The sequence below is a fragment of the Siphonobacter sp. SORGH_AS_0500 genome (assembly GCF_031453245.1).
Taxonomy (GTDB): Bacteria; Bacteroidota; Bacteroidia; order Cytophagales; family Spirosomataceae; genus Siphonobacter.
In genome coordinates, this window is record NZ_JAVIYT010000001.1 from 3,325,076 (window position 1) to 3,346,026 (window position 20,951).

Here is a 20,951-nt window from a genome sequence, read left to right on the forward strand (position 1 = left end):
AAAACTGAAAACTCTTCACTTCCATGCAGGAAACGGAACAATTGAGCATTCTTCCCCAACTCGAAGCTACCCACGCGGCAGCTCCAGCGGTTCGGCGACTGAGTGGTTCGCAAAAAGCGGAAATTCTGAATCGTCTGGCAGCCCTTCTGCTGGAACATTCCAGTCAGATTCAGACTGAAAATCAGAAAGATCTGGAGCGAATGCCGCAGAGTGACCCGAAGTGGGATCGTTTATTACTGAATGATCAACGGATTCAGGGTTTGGCTCAGAGCGTTCGGGACATTGCTCAGTTACCCGATCCCAGCGGGCAAGTTCTACTGGAACGGACGTTACCCAACGGATTAGACCTGAAAAAAATAGCCGTCCCGCTGGGTGTAGTAGGCGTTATCTACGAATCCCGTCCTAATGTAACCATTGACGTGACGGCGATTTGTCTGCGTTCGGGGAATGCGGTGGTTTTACGCGGTGGCAGCGATGCCTGGTTTACGAATCAATACCTGGTTACTTTAATTCATCAGGTTTTGCAGGAATTCGATGTACCTGCGGCAGTGATTACGCTTCTCCCCACCAATCGGGAATTAATGAAAGAGTTATTAACGGCCACGCGTTACGTTGATATTATTATTCCCCGAGGCTCCAGTGCTTTAATTCAGTTTGTACGTCAGCATTCGCTGATACCAACCATCGAAACCGGAGCGGGTGTGGTGCATACTTACGTTCAGGAAGAAGCGGATCTTGAAAAAGCCCGCGACATTGTCGTTAATGCTCGGGTGTCCCGTCCTTCGGTCTGTAATTCGCTCGACTGCATTCTGGTGGATCAGGGCGTAGCTTCTGCTTTCTTACCGATGCTTTGTGCGGATTTCGAAAAATGGAATGTAGAAGTTTTCGCAGACCCTGCCGCGTATTATGTTTTAGAGAAAACGGGCTACCCCTTTTTACGCCATGCTCAGCCCGAAGATTTCGGCAAAGAATGGCTCGACTATAAAATTACAATTAAGATAGTGACCGGACTTGACGAAGCTCTGGAGCACATTCGGGTCTACTCTTCCCGGCATTCGGAAGCGATTATTTCTGAGAACCCACACGTTTGTCAACGTTTTCTGGAAGAGGTTGATGCGGCGGCGGTGTATGCTAATGCTTCCACTCGGTTTACGGATGGTGGTGAATTTGGTTTAGGTGCTGAAATTGGAATCAGCACGCAAAAATTGCACGCCCGTGGGCCTTTTGCTCTGGAGAAATTGCTTACTGAGAAATGGGTAATTCAAGGAGACGGACAGGTTCGTTGGTGATCTTCTTATTTGTATCGTGGTTGGGTTTCTCCTGCATTTCATCTAGGTAACTTCTTGTATTGAAATACAAGAAGTTACCTAGATGCATTCACTACAACTTTTTATGTGCTGAAAAACCCGTAGGGGTTAAATATGAATAACCCCGGATGCAATCCGGGGAAAAATCCGACAAACAGAGAAATCATAAAGGTACCAACCCTGTCAAACCTTAAATCGCTTCAGGGGTGGCTCCCTCTTCTGCTTTAAGCTTATCTTTCGTGTCTTTGTAAGCCTCCTCAATAGAGTGTGATTTTCTTAAATCGCTGGCCTTGCGGGTTAATTCGGCCAGTGTTTCGTAATGTTTGCAAAGAATATCCAGTTCATCCTGATCCAGCGTTTCTACACCTACGAGTCGGTTACTGGCTCCTTTGGTAGCCGCAATCAACTCATTCAGTTTCAATTGAATCGAAACGGAATCCTTATTCTGAGCTTTCTGAATTACGAATACCATCAGAAAAGTAATGATGGTTGTTCCCGTATTAATCACGAGCTGCCAGGTTTCGGAATAATGAAAAAAGGGGCCAGAGATCGCCCATACCAGCACTACTGCCAGAGCCATCAGAAAAGCCGCCGGGCTTCCCGTTGCTTTGGTTACCCAAGAAGAAAAGCTCTCAAAAAACTTATGCTTCTGGACGTGAGATTCATCCGAATGAGGGGTGTTTTTCATGATTGTATAGGTAAAGTTCATCCTATCCAATCTTCTAAAAAACCATTCTCAATTCAACAAAAAAGGTCTCACTTTGGCAAGCGAGACCTTTTTTAAGGAAAAGTTAATCTACATATTCAGGTAACGAAGCAGTAAATCCAGCCGTTCCTGATCGGTATTGTCCAGAGCTTCCGCCGTGAAGACGGATTCAATGACATAATTGTAACGTTCAAAGGTAGCAATCACGGCCTTGATGTTCCGACGGTTCAGCTTCAGAGTCAATCGTCCGGGCTGATTGTTTTCGTAGTTACCACTGTTAAAATAACTGCTAATAATCTTCACGTCGTTCGATTCCACCAACCGGCTTACTTCACTCATGGAGTAATCCCGGTCGTCCATTTGAAGAACCACGATGGCTCCTTCCTCCTGCGTTCCTAAGTCGTCCGCGAATCTTTTCAGTAATTCGTTAACGGAGATACTGCCTACAAAAGTATGGTCTTCCGTAACTACTGGCAAAACATCCAGTTGATACAACTGCGTTGTTCGTAACAAGTCGTACATATGCTGGTAAGGCTGCACCGAAATACCGGGGTGTTCGGGCTGAACTTCCGTCAGGAAATCCTCCTCATCTGCGTTCATTAATCGTTCTTCCGAAAGAATTCCTGCATAACGTTCTTCTTCAGCCAATACTAACTGAGTCATTCGAAATTCCTGCATCCAGTCCAGTGCCTTCCCAACCGTATCGGTAGGTCGCAAAGTCGGTAATAATGGGTCAATCAATTCTTCAGCGAGCATATGGCTTTGTATGGGTTATGTGAAAGCTTATCCGGTTTTTTCGATAGTTTCCTTGTTAAAATAAGACAGATTATTGACTAATGCAAAGTCACTTTAATTTTCCACCAAAGCAACTTCTTTGGTTCTTTTTAAAAACTTCGCCAGAATTTCATTGAATTCATTGGGATGTTCCATCATCGGAGCATGGCAACACTTATCAATAAAAAACAATTCCGAATTGGGAATAAGTCGATTAAACTCGTGTGCCACGGTGGGAGGAGTAATCGTATCGTTCAAGCCCCAGATTAATAAAGTGGGTACTTTGATTTGATCCAGATCTTTACCCACGTTATTCCGTTGGGCAGACTTTGCAATCTGCACAATGCTCATACATTTCGGAATGCTGTTGGTAATCTCAAAGCATTCTTCAATGAGCTCTGGCGTTGCTACGTTAGGATCGTAAAACGTATACGAGACCCGCTCACGGATGTACTCGTAACTACCCCGTTTAGGATAACTACCGCCCATGGCATTTTCAAATAATCCAGAACTTCCCGTTAATACCAGACGTTTAACGTTAGATGGATTTTTAATCGTATAAAGTAACGCAATATGACCACCCAGAGAGTTCCCTACCAGGGTCAGGTCAGTCAGATTACGGTCGGTTACAAATTTTTCAACGAACGCGGTTAAGCCTTCGACCCCTGCTTCACGAGGAGGCATTTCATAGACCGGCATCAAAGGAATGATTACCCGATACTGATCTCTGAAAGTATTAATGACCGAGTCCCAGTTTGAAAGAGCACCGAACAAGCCATGAAGCATCATGACGATCTCGCCCTGCCCTTCGTCAATGAATTGGTACCCGTCTTCTTGTTTAATTGAATAGTTCATTTCACGGATTAAGACAATCGTTGAAGCAAAATAAAGCATTTTTTCTTTGAAAGGTTCAAAAAAGCAGTGCTCGTTTTTTCATCAAGTGATGAAAATAGATAATTCTTAATCGAAAGACAACATCTTTGAATTGTAGATTTGTTAAATTTTTGAAGAAAATACTTCAGTATTCTTTATGCAACTTCCTGATTCCCTGCTTTTATCCTTACAGAATGAAAGTAGTTTTCATAAAAACGAGTTTCTGGTAGCTCACGAGCAGCCAGCCCCCGTTTCCATCAGATTAAATCCTTTTAAGGTTATTAATCCTCCGGCAGAAGCCACGCCTATTCCCTGGTCGGAGTACGGCTACTACTTGCCCGAACGTCCAGTTTTTACTCTGGACCCTCTCTTTCATGCGGGCACCTATTACGTTCAGGAAGCCAGCTCTATGTTCCTCGAAGCCTTCTTTAAACAGGTGGCTCCCGAAGGTCCCCTACGGGTTCTGGACTTGTGTGCCGCTCCGGGTGGGAAAAGCACCTTACTTTCCAGTTTACTGGATGAAGATTCCCTGCTGGTCTCTAACGAAGTCATTCGCCCCCGTTCGGGCGTGCTGGCGGATAACATGACCAAGTGGGGACGAATAAATTCGTTCGTGACGAACAACGACCCCCGCGATTTTCAGCGGATACCGGGCTTTTTTGATGTACTGGTTATTGATGCTCCTTGTTCGGGCTCAGGTCTGTTCCGTAAGGACAGCGACGCCATTGAGGAATGGTCAGAGGAGAATGTAGCTCTCTGTTCGCAACGTCAGCAACGCATTCTGGCCGACGCCTGGCCTTGTTTGAAGGAAGGGGGTGTCTTGATTTATTCGACCTGCTCCTATTCACGTTCGGAAAACGAAGATATTCTGGACTGGTTTTCGGAATCCTTTGGCTGTACTTCGCTCAATTTCACGGATTTGCCGGAGGGCATCGTAGAAGTTTGTACTGAAGAAAAAAACTACGGCTACCGTTTCTGGCCCGATCAGATACAGGGAGAAGGTTTTTTTATTGCTGCTTTTCAGAAAACTGAAGATCAGGACGAGGTTCAGTTTCGGATGAATTATGCCGGAAAAGGCAAAACCCGCAAGCAGGAATCCGCAATTTTCTCTGACTGGGTCGATCATATCCAGTCTTACGAATGGGTGGAAAAAAATGGTGATTTCTTTTTATTGAACCCCGATCACCGCGTTGATTTCGAGATTATTAGCCAACAGTTATACCTTCGAAAAGCGGGTATTCGGCTAGGGAAGCTGGCCGGTAAAGACTTAATTCCTGATCATGAATTGGCTTTAAGCACGCTGGTTTCCGAAAAGTCCGTTCCCCGGCTGGAATTAAACCGGGAAAATGCTTTACGTTACCTTAAACGCGAAGATTTTGAGTATAAAACTTCGAAAAAAGGCTGGCATTTAGTAACCCATCAGGGCCACTCTCTTGGCTGGGTGAAGGTATTACCGAATCGGGTGAACAACTACCTTCCCAAAGACTGGCGGATTCTGATGGATATTCGGGAGAATTAAGAGCCGTTTTTTTACAGTAGAGACGTCCATTTATGGCGTCTTAGCCAAAAGATGAAAATCATCACCAATGATCACTAAAACCACCTCTGCCCAGACGCGATAAATCGGCGTCTCTACGAAAAAGGCCGTCATCTGCCAATAGATGACGGCCTTTTGAATTATCCGCCATGGTTGGTGTCCTCACCAACCATGGTGGGAGCACTTGGTTATCTTTGATGGATTCCCATACCCCAGCCAGACGCGACTTCATAGCGTCTCTACATGAAAGAGGCCGTCCTCCACGAATGGAGAACGGCCTCTTTTTTAGGTAATAACTTATTTTCTACAATACAAAGCGAGATGACGATACCGTAAGAAAAGGGTGATATTCAGGAATAATAACCCGTATAAACCTTTCCAGAATAGGAATTGTAACATCGTTCCAGCCACTACAAACACCATCGCTACGATAAAATAATACATCAGCCATTTCGGGCGACGGGACAGCATGATGAAAGCAATGACGTTGAAAGGACTGGTTATAAACATGCTGTAATTCCAGTCGGTAATGCCGTGATTGGTACCGAACCATAACAGGGTATGAATCACGCCGAAAACGCCAGTGATGAACAGTAAGCTTCGATCAAACGTACCACCGGGTCGGATTTTGTTTTTCCTCACCATCAGAATAATCAGCGGGGAAGCCATCACGATCCAGAAGAGGCTTCTCCAGAGAAAACTGGTTTCTACGGGTGTTGCTTCAAAAAGCGTGTTGGTTTGTAATACCAACTTTTCCGACTTGCCATTCAAACGTATTATTCTGGCCCGATCTAACATCCGAAGTAAGTTGTTAGGAATATACGCCGACTGATTAGGTGTAGTAATTCGGTCAATCGGGTAACCTAAAGCCAGATTCAGTCCCAGTCGCGACCAGTAGCTTTGGTTCAAATAATCGTTCATCCAGTCGCGGTACGACTTACCGATCAGAAACGTATCTCTTTCATCCAAACGAATGCTATCTCCAGCAGCCTCAAAAACCTTATCGCGGGGGCGAGTCGAGCAGTTATCATAATAAGGTCGATACTGATACGTCTTGTTCTCGGGGCGGGCGTTCATCTCCATCAATTCGAAGAGACGCTGCTTTTGCTGGGGCGTAAAATTCAGCACCTGCTCGATTACACTGCGGTTTTCACTTTTCCAGTATTCCAGCAAGCTATACTGCGGATCAGGATAATCCAGGGGAGACGTAGAAAGCTGATACGGAAGGTTCCCTCTCAGAAAATTCCAGTAAAAGCCAGAAGCCCGGAAATCAAACGTTCCGTAGTTATACACTTTGTCGATTCCCAACCCCGGATCGTAGATCCAGATGGCGGTATGGCCAAAAAAGGTATAAATCTCGTCACCCGGGCCAACGGTAATCAAACTAACCTTAGCCATCGGACTCAACTGCTGAGCCCCCAACCCAAGCGGAAATGCCAGTAAAAAGAAAAGTATAAATCGACGAAGGAACATGTGGAGGGTTTTGAGTTTGGGGTTTTGAGTTTTGAGTTTGGGGACGCCTCCCTTAACTCTAAACCCAAAACGCTAAACAAGCGAACTAACTGAAAACTAAAAACAGCAAACTGAAAACTTATGCTCCGGCTACTACCAGCACAAATTCCCCTTTCACCCGGTCGGCGTGGTCGGTGTAGTGCTGAATCAGTTCGGTTAAGGTTCCACGAACGGTTTCTTCGAACATCTTCGTTAGTTCCCTCGAAACCGAAGCCTGGCGATCAGGGCCTACTACTTCTACAAGTTGCTCAAGTAACTTCACAATCCGGTGCGGTGACTCGTAGAAAACCATGGTTCGTTCCTCTTCCACTAAGGCTTTCAATCGCGTCTGACGGCCTTTTTTTTGGGGTAAGAAGCCTTCAAAACAGAAACGATCGGTTGGTAAGCCCGAGTTCACCAGAGCCGGAACGAAGGCCGTTGGGCCGGGTAGACATTCCACGTCAAGGCCATTTTTGAGGCATTCACGCACCAGCAAAAATCCGGGGTCCGAAATGCCGGGCGTTCCCGCATCGGACACCAACGCCAGGGTCTTGCCTGATTGCAGCATTTTGATAACGCCCCCCGAAGACGCGTGCTCATTGTGCGAATGATGAGCCATGAGCGGTTTCTGAATGTTTAAATGCTTGAGAAGCTGACCCGTCGTACGAGTATCTTCCGCAAGAATGGCATCTACCGACTGCAATACCTTCAACGCTCGCAGCGTAATATCATCCAAATTGCCAATCGGTGTTGGCACTAAATACAATTTCATCAGTTATGATCAATGATGTCGTCATGACTCATAAAAATCATTAGAGTTAAGCCATGACGACATTCCAGTTACTTAAACGAAGGTATCAATAATTTCCGCGAGCTTGCGATCTTTTTCCGTAACCACGTGACCAGCATCGTGCGAAGTCAAAGCAATGGTTACTTTGTTATACGCATTCGACCAGTCGGGATGATGGTTCAGTTTTTCTGCCGCTAAAGCTACCCGAGTCATAAAGGCAAACGCTTCTGAAAAATCGTTGAATTCGAATGTTCGCTGGAGTTGATTATCTTTTTCTTCCCACATGAGTGATAGACGATTTTAGAACAAACATACAGGCTGAGCCCTAGCCTTAGGCGTTCAGGTGGCCTAATTTTTTATACTCTCTACACAAGTAAAGAGGCTTGCCAACCATCAACCGCCCTACGCAAGAGCATCTGTAAACCTTTAAACGCATACAATCATGGATGAATACACCACCGAAACCGAGGCTATTAATGATTTAGCGTCTCGGGGTTATACCGAAAGTTTTAGCATTGAAAACGGTGCCCTTAATTACCAGTCTTTAGGGATGGTTTTGCACCCTGAAGATTTTGAAGTAGTAGAAGCGTATCGCTTCGAAGGGGTAACTGATCCGGGCGATATGTCTGCGGTTTATGCCATCGAGTCGAAAGACGGTCATAAAGGTGTACTCGTGATGGCTTACGGAACCTATTCAGAACCGCTATCAGCCGATCTGATTCAGAAACTGGACATGCGAAAAGGAGCTTTAGGAGCAACCAACGCCAAAGGTCAGGAATAGAATAAGGAGCCTTGCGAGGCTCCTTATTTCTGTGACGGCAGATCGACACTCATAGGCCTCTAACTGACGATTACAAGTAGACTATTCAGGTAAGATACCTTTCTTTTCCTACGTTAGCTTTTTTCATAAGAAGGCCAGAGGCCTACGGCTATGCAGTCACTCGGCAGAGCCGAGCAACCGTATGAGACTTCATTAAAAAAGGAGCCTTGTCGGGCTCCTTTTTTAATGATGAATCTGATGTAACTTATACCGTTACATCTTCCGTACCATTCATTTTTGCTATGTCCAGCTCTCCTTCCCATTTCGATACTACTGCAGTAGCTACGGCATTTCCAATTACGGACGTCGACGAGCGACCCATGTCCAGAATCTGATCGATTCCTAATAACAGAGCCAATCCTTCGATGGGTAAATCAAACATGGTCATGGTTCCGGCAATGATTACCAGCGAAGCACGGGGCACGCCTGCAATCCCTTTGCTGCTCAACATCAGCGTGGCCAGCATGGTAATTTGTTGCGTTGTGGAGAGGTCTTTCCCGTAAGCCTGAGCGATAAATGCCGTCGCAAAGGTCATGTACATCATGGAACCATCAAGGTTGAACGAATAACCTAGAGGTAACACGAAACTAATGATCTTTTCAGAACAACCGAATTTGCGAAGAGCTTCAATAGTCTGAGGCATAGACGCTTCTGAACTCGCTGTACTGAAGGATAGCAAAGCTGGATCTTTGATTAAACCCAATAATTTGAAGTAAGGTATTTTATTAACCAGACAGATCACCCAGAGTACAATGAAGATAAAGAAGAACAGGCCGATAAAGAAGCTGAAAATCAGATACGCATATCCTATAAAAATCCCCAGACCTTCGGTTGCTACTACGGCGGCAATTGCTCCAAAGACGCCGAAGGGAGCAAAGCCCATTACGTATGAAACGATTTTGAACATCACGTGCGAAACCGCATCCAGGGCTTTGATAACTACCTTGCCCGTTTCACCAATGGCGGCGGTTGCAATACCAAAGAAGATCGAGAAGACAACAATTTGAAGAATTTCATTCGCTGCCATCGATTCCACGATACTTTGTGGGAAAATGTGGTAGAAAAACGATTCAACCGAAAATTTCTTGGCTTCTACCCCGATATCGGTTCCCGAGGGAGGCAGGGGTAACTGCATCACCTTACCAGGTTTCAGCAGGTTGACTGTAATTAAGCCGGTTAGTAACGAAAGAACCGTAGCGAAGAGAAAGTAACCTAAGGTTTTACCGCCAATGCGACCTACTAACTTGAAATCTCCTAATTTCGCAATGCCTACCACCAGCATGGAGAAAACTAATGGTCCGATAATCATTTTAATCATTCGAAGAAAAACCTTACTTAAAATCTGAAGGTTTTTACTCCACGTAGCCAGTGTTTCCTGGTCGGCTGGGCTGCCCGAATCATAAGCCGTGTGGACTGCCAATCCCACGATAACACCCAAAACCAATCCAATAAAAATACGCCAGGTAATAGAAAGTTTCATAGAGAAAATTCAGGTAAAAGACAATGGTTTGTTGACCCTTTCGGGTAAAGATAGTGCATCACTAACTCACATTTCACAAGCCCTCGCATCTATTTTTCGCAAAAAATACTAAAAAAACCCCCAATATAACGCCCTTTTTAGACGAATCCATTTGAAAGTTACGTCCTTTCTTGTAGAATTGAGACATGTTTGCAGCCGCTAACGCAATCCTATCAACCAAATCTCGTTATGAAATCCAAGTTACCCCTGGAAGCTGAACTGGAACCGCTTTTCCTTCGTAAGCTCCCCCCTATGCCATTCAATGTTAAAGATGGATTTGTTCAGGTAATGCCTTGGATAGCCCTTATCAATGGCATTTTAGGTATTGTCCGCCTCATTAAAGTATACAGTGATTCTTACGCTATTTCTTATGGTGTGACTACCGAGGCCACCTTTTCATTATTAGCCACGGCGGTTACTTCTATTCTATCGTTGCTGGCATTTACGTCGCTGCGTGCCAATCGTCGCCGGGGCTGGAATTTCCTTTATTTTGCCGTTCTGATTAGCACCGTTTTAAATCTTCTGTCAGGCGTGCTGGACTTTGGCATCGGAGAAATTCTCTTCACACTCCTCTTCTCAACTTTTGAGTTATGGGTACTTTTTAACATCCGCGAAAGATACTGGTAAAGGAGGCATAGTTTGAAGCCGTTGGATAAAGTCTATTTGAAAGTTTGATCAAGTTTAACTACTTCCTTCATTGACTCCTTCTCTCCTTCTGACGTTCAAAATTGATATAAAAGATCAGCCTTCCGGTGTAAAAGCTGGAGGCTGATTTGTGTTTTTAGCCGTTCATCCCTTTTTTGAGTAATTTGATGCAATAAAACAAGCCTTCTGCTTTAGATCGTTTAGCTTTGATTCATCAACAAATATCAGCCAGGTGTCCCATCCTTTACTCGAAACCCGCAATGTCTATAAACGTTATACCAGCCATACGGCTTTGGATAATGTTTCGCTAGACATCCCTCAAGGCCAGATTTTCGGTTTACTTGGTCCGAATGGAGCCGGTAAAACATCGCTCATTCGAATCATTAACCAGATCACGGCTCCCGATGAGGGCGAAGTGTTACTCAACGGCGAGCCGCTTCATCCCAAACATATCGCCGACATTGGTTATCTTCCCGAAGAACGCGGTTTGTACAAAAAAATGCAGGTTGGCGATCAATTGATTTACCTGGCCCGGCTGAAAGGTCTTTCCCAACGCGAAGCCACTGAACGCCTCAAACGCTGGTTTATTAAATTCGACATCAAAGACTGGTGGGATAAAAAAGTGGAAGATTTGTCAAAAGGGATGGCTCAAAAATGTCAGTTCATTGCCACTATCGTTCACGAGCCTAAACTGGTTATTCTGGATGAACCTTTTTCCGGTTTCGATCCGATCAATGCCAACCTGCTGAAAGACGAAATTCTGGAATTAAAGCAGAAGGGGTCTACCATTATCTTCTCGACACACCGGATGGAATCCGTAGAAGAACTCTGCGATTCGATTGCCCTTATCAACCGATCAAAAGTAGTATTGCGGGGAGAAAAACGAGCCATCAAACGCCAGTTTATGGACAATACCTATACACTGGAATACGTCGGTTCTTTGGTTTTACCCTACTCGTACGAAATAATTTCCAAAACCGAACTGGAACCAAACGTCTACCGTACCAATGTTCGGATTGGTCCTGAAGGTAGTGTGAATGCCTTATTAGCTCAGCTAATTGACCAGGTGGAGCTGAAGTCTTTCAGCGAAAACGTGCCTTCTTTCAACGACATTTTCATTCGTGTAGTCGGCGAAACCGCTACGCAAGCCCTCATTCCTTAACCTGCTTTACCTTATGAATAAAATTCTCCTCATTCTCCAGCGGGAGTACATGACGCGGGTACGGAAGCGTTCTTTCTGGATTACTACGCTTATCACACCCCTATTAATTACTGCCATTTACGCTATCCCGGCCCTGCTGTTTTTTGCAGGCGGCGATCTGAAAACGATTGAAGTTATTGATGAAACCGGGCTTTTCAAGGATAAATTCAAGAGCGGTAAAGACTACGCTTATACCTTTAAAAAAGCTCCTGTATCGCAGGCAAAAGCTGACCTTAAAAAAAATAAGGTGACGGCCCTGGTTCATATTCCGGCTGATATTATTGACCATCCGAACGGGCTGGAAATTTTTTCTGAAAAAAGCGTGGGCCTGAATTTACAGAACGACATTGAGAACATCGTTCAGGCCGAAGTTCGCAATCAGCGGCTCAAACGGGCCGGTATCGATACGCAAATCATTGAAGATAACCGGGTTAACGTCAATGCCGAAACCTACAGTTTAACCGAGGGACAGGAAAAATCGAGTAATACTGGCGTTTCAATGGGGTTAGGTTACGCCATTGCCCTGTTACTTTACTTCGTCGTTTTCTTCTCGGGATCACAGGTAATGAACGGGGTTATTGAAGAAAAAAGTAACCGCATCATTGAAGTAATCGTCTCTTCGGTTCGTCCGATAGAATTGATGATGGGAAAAATCATCGGCGTAGGGTTGGTTGGATTAACCCAGTTTGTACTCTGGATCAGTTTAACGATTGCTATTTCCAGTGCTACGACGCATTTTCTGAAAGTCAAACTTGAATCGAAAGCTAAAACGGAATTGAGCAGTCAGGCCAGTCAAAAACAGGTGGAAGCCGCCGTGAAGCAAATGAGCGAAGCTGGTCCTGGCTCCAAAGTCATGGGTATTATGGATACCATTGGCGATTTACCCTGGGCTAAAATCCTGACCTTATTCCTCTTTTATTACCTGGGCGGTTACCTCTTCTACAGTGCCTTATTCGCCGCCGTTGGTTCGGCAGTGGAAAGTCCGCAGGAAGGACAGCAGCTAATTTTCCCGGTAACGATGCCGCTCATTATCAGTATTATGCTGATGAGTTTCATCATCAATGAGCCAGATAGTAAAATTGCCTTCTGGGCTTCAATCATTCCGTTTACCTCCCCCGTCAATATGATGGCTCGCATTCCCTTTGGGGTCGAATGGTGGGAAATTGGGTTATCCATGGCTTTACTGGTGCTGGGCTTTATCGGTACGACCTGGCTCGCTGCCCGGATTTATCGCGTCGGAATTCTGATGTACGGTAAGAAGGTTACGCTAAAAGAACTATCCAAATGGATTTTCTATAAGGTCTAGTTTTCATAGCAAAAGTTCTTTAAAAACCATCTCCTGGTAGCCAACGTTTAGATTACTTAACAGATTTTAACGCCCCTAGCCCTATTGGTCGGGGGCTTTTTGCTATTTTTGGCCAATCTATCCCTACAACCATCATCCGTAATTAGATTATTTAGCATAAAACTACTTCATGAAAAATTTTCAGCGGCTCAATAACCTTCTGGGTTGGAGTGTCTTTGCCATTGCGTTGTTCACCTATGCCTCGACCGTTGAGCAAACCGCCAGTTTCTGGGATTGTGGTGAATTCATTGCGTGTTCTTTTAAATTACAGGTACCCCACCCCCCCGGAGCACCCATCTTCCTGCTTCTGGGTAGAATGTTCGCACTGTTTGCCGGTAGTGACTTAACCCGCGTAGCATTCTGGATCAACATGATGTCCGTCATGGCTAGTGCCTTTACCATTCTGTTCATGTTCTGGACGCTCACCATGCTGGGTCGCAAGCTTTTCGATAAAAAAGCAGATCAACTGAGTTTGGGTGAAGGCATTGGCGTCTTAGGAGCCGGGATTGTGGGTTCCTTGATCTATACCTTTAGTGATACGTTCTGGTTTTCAGCCGTTGAGGCCGAAGTATACGCCATGTCATCCTTCTTTACTGCCCTGGTTTTCTGGGCCATGTACCGCTGGGAACTCATTGAAGACGAATCTGCCGCTAACCGATGGATCATTTTAATTGCTTACCTGACGGGTCTTTCCATCGGTATTCACTTACTAAACCTGGTTACGATTCCTTCTCTAGCTCTGCTGTATTACTTCAAGAAGAAAGAAAAGCCTACGCTTTTCGGCGGGATTGCTGCCTTAGTTGTAGGTGTTGTGATTCTGGGTATTATCAATGCCGGTATCATTCCTGGCATTCCCGGTCTGGCCTTCTTCTTTGAAAAACTCTTCGCAAATTCCTTTGGATTACCTTATAACACGGGGGTTCTGTTCTTCGTAGTGGTCTTTTTCGGAGCCGTAATTTACGGCGTTATTTACGCTCAGAAGAAAAATAACCCTACCCTGAGCACAGCGGTTTTATCACTGGCGTTTGTACTGATTGGTTACATTTCCTACACGCAGGTACTGGTTCGGGCAAACTTTAATCCGCCAATCAACGAGAACAATCCTTCGGATGCCATCAGCTACCTGAGCTACCTCAAACGTGAACAATACGGAAGCCGCTCTTTAACTTATGGACCGCTCTTCACGGCTCGTGTAACGGACATTAAACGTGGCGACCCGATGTATAAAATGGAAGGCGGTCAATATAAAATTTATGACTACAAACCCGAGTACGTGTGGGAAAAAGATCAGCAAATGCTTCTTCCCCGCTTGTGGTCCCAACAACCCGGCCATGCTCAGTTATACGCTTCCATTTTAGGATTACCTAAAGACCCTACCGATCAATCGCGTTACGTAAAACCAACGTTTGGACAGAACATTAGTTACATGTTCACCCGTCAGATGGGCTTTATGTACATGCGTTATTTCATGTGGAATTTCGCTGGTCGTGAAAGTGATTACGAGTGGGCCGACTGGACGCGTCCCGGCAAATCGAACCTTCCGGAAAGTATCGCCACTAACAAAGGCCACGACAATTTCTATATGTTGCCTTTGATTCTGGGTTTGCTAGGATTTGTGCTCCAATTCTTACGTAAAGACAAAGACTGGCTCATCGTTGCCATCAGCTTTATTATGACGGGTCTGGCTCTGGTGGTATTCCTGAACTCTCCCCCAACCGAGCCTCGCGAACGGGATTACATCTACGTAGGTTCGTTCTATTTCTTTGCTCTATGGGCAGGTTTAGGTGTTATTGCTTTGCAACAGTTACTCAGTCGCGTTTCCAAGAATATGGTCACTACGGGTGGTTTAGCTTTCGTATTAACCATTGGAGTACCTATCATGATGGGTGCGAAAAGCTGGGATAACCACGATCGTTCGAACCGCTGGCATTCGGTCGATTTCGCGAAAAATCTGTTAAGCTCCTGTGCCCCAAACGCCATTCTGTTTACAGGTGGAGATAACGATACGTTCCCTTTATGGTACGTTCAGGAAGTAGAACATTTCCGTACGGACGTTCGGGTATGTAACCTTTCCTTATTAGGTACGGACTGGTATATCGAGCAGATGAAACGGAAGACGTATGAATCTCAGCCCCTGCCGATTTCTCTGGAAATGGATAACTTCCGTACGGGTATTAATGATCAGATTCCTTTCTCAGAAAACCCGAACGTAAAAGATGGCATTGACTTACAGGAATATATTCAGTTGGTGAAACAGAATAACCCTGCTATTCAGGTACAGACTACCCTGGGCCAGATGAACGTGCTACCTTCGTCGGTATTCTCGCTGAAACTGGACTCGACGAAGATTCGTCAGATGGGAATCGTTTCTAAGGAATTCGAACCTCTGTTGAATAGCGACCGTCTTACCTGGAGTTATGGTCAGAGTGACATCACCAAGCCAGAGTTAATTCAGTTAGACATCATCGCTCATAACAACTTTGAGCGTCCGATTTACTTTGCTTCGACGTTAGGTTCACAAAGCTTCCTGGGTCTGAAAGAGTTTTTACAACTCGAAGGTTATGCGTATCGTCTGATGCCATTCAAAGTACCCGGTGCCCGTGACGGCTTCGTTAACTCGGACATTATGTACGAGAAAATGATGACGAAAATGGCTTGGCGTGAAATGAATAACCCGAAGGTTTATTACGACGAAACGTACCGGGGAGCTCCCGTAGTTTCGGCTCGTATTGCCTTTTATCGTCTAGCGAATCAACTGATTCAGGAAAACAAACTGGACAAAGCTAAAGCCGTTCTGAATCACTGTCTGGAAGTTATTCCTGACAAAGCTATTCCTTACGATCAGATTTCGGTAAGCTTCATCGGACCGCTGATTTCGGTAGGTGAAAAAGCAAAAGCTCTGCAAATGGCTCAAACGATCATGAAGCGTTGCGACGAAAACCTGAATTATTTCATTGAATCCAATGGCGATAGTCAGGACATTCGGGTTAACCTCTATGAAATGAATTTAGTGGTTCAGCAATTGCATGATGCCAAGCTGGAAAATGAAGCTAACAAATACGAACAGATGTTCAATCGCCAGTATCAGCGTCTAGGCAATCGTTTAGATGATGGTAGCGGAGCGGAATAATCAAGTTTTTGTGATCTATTAAACGTAAAGACCCGCTCGTTGGCGGGTCTTTACGTTTAATAGATCATATCTAAACTCCCTTCATTTTCCTTTTGCCAGCATAAAAACCCTGGTCTGGATGACTTTAGCTTGTTGCTGCCAGCGAAAAGCTGGCAACGGCAGGAAAGATCATATCTTAAAAGCTGTCTAAAATTTGTAACCGAAGACATTAACCGAATCGGAATGCGTTTCTTCCCTTGGCTGTGAATGACAGGCTTGAGGGATAACGGCAGATGGAACCTGCCTTAGTCCCCGGATTCCATCCGGGGCTATCCATGTTTAACCCCTCCGGGGTTATTTGTTGTAAATTTATGATAACAACAATCCCAGCGGGGTTCAATATTCAAATAGCCCCGGATGGATCCGGGGAAGCAACATTTATTAAAACCTTATTTTTGAGAGACTCTTAAACTCCGTTCATTTTCCTTTTTCGCTGTCCGAGCCACGCTATTCGGTAAGCAAAGATTTTCTCCTTAATTCCATACTACCAACGAAAAGCTAATCCCTGCTGGGTTGTGTTCTCCGTTTTAAAGCCACGGTTTTCATACATACAAATCCGAAAGTCAATCGGTTAAGTAAACATAGGATAAGTAATAGCCAAGCCGCTTGTAAAGCCTATTTTCGATTATCCCCCCAAAAAAATCCTAATAACTCTTCAATTCATTCTGAGTGATTTCAGGGCAGAAAGCTTCTAAAGCTTGCTTTTGTTCACCCAAGTTTTTAAGTCTAACCTTAGGAAAATGGAATTTTCTATATATCTTAGAATGTTCCTTAACATGAAAACCAATAACGTGAATTAGTGTGATTGTGCTTAGTGGGTTGCTTAACAAGTAGTTAGAACCACCTTTGTTTATTCACGTTTGTCATTATACCCGTTGCCTTATGATGGAACAACCTGAATTCGACGACCGCCCGGAAACAACACAGGATTCTGTGAGACGATTTGAGAATATGTTGAATAGTCGGGAAGATTCATTCTTTGATCTGGATACTTACGAGCAAATTGTTGAACACTATCTGGAAGAAGGCAAGTTAGAGGACGCTCTTAAAGCCTGCGAATACGGGTTATCTCAATATCCCTATTCATTAGAGTTGATGCTAAATCAGGCTCAGATTATGGCCAATTTTCAACGGTACGACGAAGCTCTCGATCTACTGGAACGTGCGGCCCTTTTCAATCCCCATGATTTAGACATTTTTTATCTCCGTAGTACGGTTTATGGCCTGATCGGCGACTATGAGCATGCCATTGAAATGCTCAAAGAAGTGCTCGATTACGCCGAAGAAAAAGATGAAGTGCATTACCACATTGGTCTGGCTTACCAGCAATGGGGAAAATTTGAAGAAGCCATTGAGCATTACCGCGAAGCCATTCACGGCGACTTGAGTAATGAAAATGCTTTATACGAGCTGGCAAACTGCCTCGATCAACTCGGTAAACTGGAAGAAAGCCTTCCCTATTACCTGGAGTTTACGGATCGTGATCCTTCTTCGTACAATGCCTGGTATAACCTCGGTATCGCTTATTCGAAACTGGAACGGTACGATGACGCTGCCGAAGCCTACGAATATGCTACGTATCTGAAGAAAAATTTTGCCTCGGCATATTACAATCTGGGTAACACCTACATGAACCTGGATCGTTTTCAGGAAGCTCAGGAAGCTTACGAAAAAACGCTGGCGAATGAAGATCCAACGCCCGAAACCATTTGCTGTCTGGCCGCCAGTCTGGAAAAGCAAATGAAGTATGAAGAGGCCATCAAGCAGTATAAAGATGCCATTGCTCTGGATCAGTTGTGGGATGAAGGCTGGTACGGGGTGGGCGTTTGTCTGTATGAAATGAACAAATGGTTTCAGGCTCTGCATTACCTGCGGAAAGCCCTGAACCTAAACAAGAAAAACGCCGATTACTGGCTCGCCGTAGCCGAAACGGAACAACGCATTGGAAATGCTTTTTCTTCGGAAGAAGCCTACAAAGCTGGTGTTGAAATTGCTCCTGAAGACGTTGAAATTTGGGTAAAATGGTCGCTCTTGTACTACGAACAGGGCGATTTTGATCAGGCCATCGACGTTATTAATCAGGCTCTGGACGAATGCCCGGATGAAGGGGAATTGTATTATCAGTTAACTGTTTACCTGATTCATAACGGCAAATTTCGCGAAGCCTTTTTATACCTGGAAACGGCCCTTACGCTTAATTACGACATGCACATTATGCTGTTCGAATACTTCACCAGTTTGGAGACGCAGAAGGCTCTTTACAAAATCATCGAGCAGTATAAGAAGGAGTAATAACTTGTTAGTTATCAACCAAAGACCCGGACTATAATCCGGGTCTTTTTTTTGTGCTCTGTAAAAAACGGTACAAGACCCATGATTTAGAAGCCTTCTCCAATTGATGAAATAACGGCAGGTCCTCTAAACTGTCATCTCGAATGAAGTGAGAGAGCTTCAGTGGACTGGGTCAGTGTTGGGGTTGTTAACGTTTCCTCATCACTAAGCTAATCCGAAACGCAATAAGATCCTTCGCTTCGCTCTGGATGACATGGGGTATGAATACTTCACCCAACTACCCTCACCAACAAAGTGGGAGGCTAATACATGGTTTCCCTATTACATAGACCATTTTTAAACGCTGGCAGAGATTTTTAGGTAAAATATTTATTCATTAACTATTAATTATATTCATTTAAACTGTTTTTACTTATTTTAAGTTAATATATTTACACAAATATTATAAATATGAATTTAATCAGGGCCAGCGAAAAACTACAAATTCTTGCTGATGCAGCTAAGTATGACGTCTCCTGTGCATCCAGCGGAGGCAATCGCAAGAATGAGAATAAGGGTTTGGGCGACAGCAAAGCTAATGGCATTTGTCATTCGTTCACGGAAGATGGTCGCTGTGTGTCCCTGCTGAAGATTCTCTTAACCAATCACTGTATTTACGACTGTGCCTTCTGCGTTTCACGAAAAAGTAACGATGTGCAGCGGGCCGCTTTTACGGTCGAAGAAGTCGTTGATTTAACTATCAACTTCTATCGTCGGAATTACATCGAAGGATTATTTCTGAGTTCCGGCATTTTCAAGAATGCGGATTATACGATGGAGCGACTTCTCCGTATTATCAAGAAACTTCGAATTGAGGAGCGTTTTAATGGCTATATTCACCTTAAAACCATTCCCGGAGCCAGTGAGGAACTGATTCAGGAAGCGGGCCTTTACGCTGATCGGATGAGTATTAACCTAGAAATGCCAACGGAGGCGGGTTTGAAACTGATGGCTCCCGAGAAAAGCCACGAGGACGTAAAGAAGCCGCTGCATTTTGTTAATCAGCAAATTCAGATCTATAAGGCAGATACCAAACTGATCAAAAGTACACCTAAATTCGTTCCGGCGGGGCAAAGTACTCAAATGGTTGTGGGAGTCACGCCCGAATCGGACCTGGAGGTTATGTATACCGCCGATCGCTTTTACAAAGACTATTCGCTGAAACGAGTCTATTATTCAGGTTACGTTCCCATTCGGGAAGACGACCGTTTGTTACCTTCCATTGGGAGTCAGCCTCTCTTACTGCGGGAAAATCGTTTGTATCAAACCGATTGGTTACTACGATTTTACCGATTCCGGGTGGAAGAAATTCTCAATGAGGCTCACCCCAATCTCGAAACTGAAATTGACCCCAAACTAAGCTGGGCTTTACGGAATCTGCACGAATTTCCCATTGACATCAATAAGGCTGAGTACGACATGATTCTTCGCGTACCGGGTATTGGCGTAGGCTCTGCTCAGAAAATCATTGCCGCTCGTCGCTTTGGGCAGTTACGCACGCATCAATTGCAAAAACTTGGCATTGCTTATAATCGGGCCAAATATTTCATCCGTTGTGCGGATACGCCTTTTCTTTCCAAAGACTGGCAACCTACGCAAATCAAAAACTTCATTTTGGGCAATAGCCACGGGAAGTTTCAGAAAGCCGCTACGCAGCAGTTAAGCCTGTTTTAGATGGAAACTTATGTTTTTGACGATACGCTGGAAGGGTTGTTAACCCTGATCTTCGATTGGTACAATCGCAAGCCGGGGGCTATTCTGGTTAACTCCGAAAAGCATTCCCAGCCAAGTGCGTTTAATCCGGCGTATGTTGTTAGTACTGATGCTGAAAAAGCTACCCGCGTAGCTACGGGTTTACAGAAAAAACTGACGAATGCGGGTTGGCGAAATTTTTACTGCACCTTTCTGTCTGAGTTACCCGAAGCCTTTCAGCACCTTTTTCAGTTTGCCGTTTACGTCTTCAGTGACGTAGAAAATCCAGAAGATAATTATGGGAATGATTCCGTTTTATACGTAACTCAGACGGCCCGAAAAGTAGAGCGGGAAAAGCATCACCTGGAAGCCTTCATTCGTTTTCAGCAAACCAGCGATGGGATGTATTATGCCCCGGTAGAGCCAAAGTACAACGTTCTGCCACTCATTGCCAAACACTTCAAAGACCGTTACGCCGATCAGCCCTGGGTTATTTATGACCACCAGCGGCGGTACGGTCTTTATTATAACCTGCGAAATCTGGAACTTATTAACATTGATTTCCAGAAGCATAACACCAGTAATCTCCCTGCTCCCATTTCTGAGGAGACGAATGAAGAAATGTATCAGTTGCTGTGGAAGGATTACTTCAAAAGCACCAACATCGCTTCCCGACGGAATATTAAACTACAGGTTCGAAGCATGCCCCGCCGCTTCTGGCGGTATTTAACGGAGAAGCAGGTTTATTAGG

Annotated in this window: 17 protein-coding genes; 10 read left to right on the forward strand and 7 right to left on the reverse strand. The window is 44.7% G+C overall.

Going from position 1 to position 20,951, the window contains the following annotated elements:
• Nucleotides 1–23 precede the first annotated feature (23 nt).
• Entirely contained in the window at nucleotides 24–1,289 is a 1,266-nt protein-coding gene (locus QE357_RS14240; RefSeq protein ID WP_309708633.1) for a glutamate-5-semialdehyde dehydrogenase, read from the forward strand.
• A 208-nt stretch (nucleotides 1,290–1,497) separates the two neighbouring features.
• Here the strand turns inward: QE357_RS14240 and QE357_RS14245 are convergent, their stop codons facing one another.
• From QE357_RS14245 to QE357_RS14255, 3 genes are all read right to left on the reverse strand, one after another.
• On the reverse strand, nucleotides 1,498–1,995 hold the full coding sequence (locus QE357_RS14245; RefSeq protein ID WP_309708636.1) for a low affinity iron permease family protein: 498 nt from the start codon (nucleotides 1,993–1,995) through the stop codon (nucleotides 1,498–1,500).
• 108 nt (nucleotides 1,996–2,103) lie between these two features.
• Nucleotides 2,104–2,769 carry a CBS domain-containing protein gene (locus QE357_RS14250; RefSeq protein ID WP_106635747.1) on the reverse strand — a complete coding sequence of 222 codons (666 nt, stop codon included), beginning with the start codon at nucleotides 2,767–2,769 and terminating at the stop codon, nucleotides 2,104–2,106.
• A gap of 93 nt (nucleotides 2,770–2,862) precedes the next feature.
• Nucleotides 2,863–3,642 carry an alpha/beta hydrolase gene (locus QE357_RS14255; protein ID WP_309711400.1) on the reverse strand — a complete coding sequence of 260 codons (780 nt, stop codon included), beginning with the start codon at nucleotides 3,640–3,642 and terminating at the stop codon, nucleotides 2,863–2,865.
• A gap of 175 nt (nucleotides 3,643–3,817) precedes the next feature.
• On the opposite strand from QE357_RS14255, the gene QE357_RS14260 reads away from it, so the two are divergent.
• Nucleotides 3,818–5,179: a methyltransferase RsmF C-terminal domain-like protein gene (locus tag QE357_RS14260; protein ID WP_309708641.1), complete on the forward strand. Its 1,362-nt coding sequence runs from the start codon at nucleotides 3,818–3,820 to the stop codon at nucleotides 5,177–5,179.
• Nucleotides 5,180–5,494: 315 nt separating this feature from the next.
• Here the strand turns inward: QE357_RS14260 and QE357_RS14265 are convergent, their stop codons facing one another.
• The 3 genes from QE357_RS14265 to QE357_RS14275 form a co-directional block, all read right to left on the reverse strand.
• The gene (locus QE357_RS14265) at nucleotides 5,495–6,670 is read right to left on the reverse strand and encodes a DUF4105 domain-containing protein (protein ID WP_309708645.1); all 1,176 of its coding nucleotides are present in this window, start codon (nucleotides 6,668–6,670) and stop codon (nucleotides 5,495–5,497) included.
• A gap of 118 nt (nucleotides 6,671–6,788) precedes the next feature.
• Nucleotides 6,789–7,460, reverse strand: coding sequence for a 16S rRNA (cytidine(1402)-2'-O)-methyltransferase (gene rsmI, locus QE357_RS14270; RefSeq protein WP_106635744.1), 672 nt, complete (start codon nucleotides 7,458–7,460; stop codon nucleotides 6,789–6,791).
• Nucleotides 7,461–7,532: 72 nt separating this feature from the next.
• On the reverse strand, nucleotides 7,533–7,763 hold the full coding sequence (locus tag QE357_RS14275; protein WP_106635743.1) for a 4a-hydroxytetrahydrobiopterin dehydratase: 231 nt from the start codon (nucleotides 7,761–7,763) through the stop codon (nucleotides 7,533–7,535).
• Nucleotides 7,764–7,920: 157 nt separating this feature from the next.
• On the opposite strand from QE357_RS14275, the gene QE357_RS14280 reads away from it, so the two are divergent.
• Nucleotides 7,921–8,259: a phosphoribosylpyrophosphate synthetase gene (locus QE357_RS14280; protein ID WP_106635742.1), complete on the forward strand. Its 339-nt coding sequence runs from the start codon at nucleotides 7,921–7,923 to the stop codon at nucleotides 8,257–8,259.
• Nucleotides 8,260–8,503: 244 nt separating this feature from the next.
• Here QE357_RS14280 and QE357_RS14285 read toward each other — a convergent pair whose 3' ends face one another.
• Nucleotides 8,504–9,778: a dicarboxylate/amino acid:cation symporter gene (locus QE357_RS14285; RefSeq protein WP_106635741.1), complete on the reverse strand. Its 1,275-nt coding sequence runs from the start codon at nucleotides 9,776–9,778 to the stop codon at nucleotides 8,504–8,506.
• A 228-nt stretch (nucleotides 9,779–10,006) separates the two neighbouring features.
• On the opposite strand from QE357_RS14285, the gene QE357_RS14290 reads away from it, so the two are divergent.
• The 7 genes from QE357_RS14290 (at nucleotide 10,007) to QE357_RS14320 (ending at nucleotide 20,950) form a co-directional block, all read left to right on the forward strand.
• Nucleotides 10,007–10,444, forward strand: coding sequence for a hypothetical protein (locus QE357_RS14290; RefSeq protein ID WP_106635740.1), 438 nt, complete (start codon nucleotides 10,007–10,009; stop codon nucleotides 10,442–10,444).
• A 250-nt stretch (nucleotides 10,445–10,694) separates the two neighbouring features.
• Nucleotides 10,695–11,624, forward strand: a complete 930-nt coding sequence (locus tag QE357_RS14295; RefSeq protein WP_307143511.1) for an ABC transporter ATP-binding protein — start codon at nucleotides 10,695–10,697, stop codon at nucleotides 11,622–11,624.
• 13 nt (nucleotides 11,625–11,637) lie between these two features.
• Nucleotides 11,638–12,969 (forward strand): ABC transporter permease, encoded by a 1,332-nt coding sequence (locus QE357_RS14300; protein WP_307143512.1) that lies wholly within the window; start codon nucleotides 11,638–11,640, stop codon nucleotides 12,967–12,969.
• 169 nt (nucleotides 12,970–13,138) lie between these two features.
• Nucleotides 13,139–16,138: a DUF2723 domain-containing protein gene (locus QE357_RS14305; RefSeq protein WP_106635738.1), complete on the forward strand. Its 3,000-nt coding sequence runs from the start codon at nucleotides 13,139–13,141 to the stop codon at nucleotides 16,136–16,138.
• A 921-nt stretch (nucleotides 16,139–17,059) separates the two neighbouring features.
• Nucleotides 17,060–18,469, forward strand: a complete 1,410-nt coding sequence (locus QE357_RS14310) for a tetratricopeptide repeat protein (RefSeq protein ID WP_307143514.1) — start codon at nucleotides 17,060–17,062, stop codon at nucleotides 18,467–18,469.
• A gap of 450 nt (nucleotides 18,470–18,919) precedes the next feature.
• Nucleotides 18,920–20,182, forward strand: a complete 1,263-nt coding sequence (locus tag QE357_RS14315; RefSeq protein ID WP_309708659.1) for a putative DNA modification/repair radical SAM protein — start codon at nucleotides 18,920–18,922, stop codon at nucleotides 20,180–20,182.
• Nucleotides 20,183–20,950 (forward strand): TIGR03915 family putative DNA repair protein, encoded by a 768-nt coding sequence (locus QE357_RS14320; protein WP_309708661.1) that lies wholly within the window; start codon nucleotides 20,183–20,185, stop codon nucleotides 20,948–20,950.
• The last annotated feature ends 1 nt before the right edge of the window (nucleotide 20,951 follow it).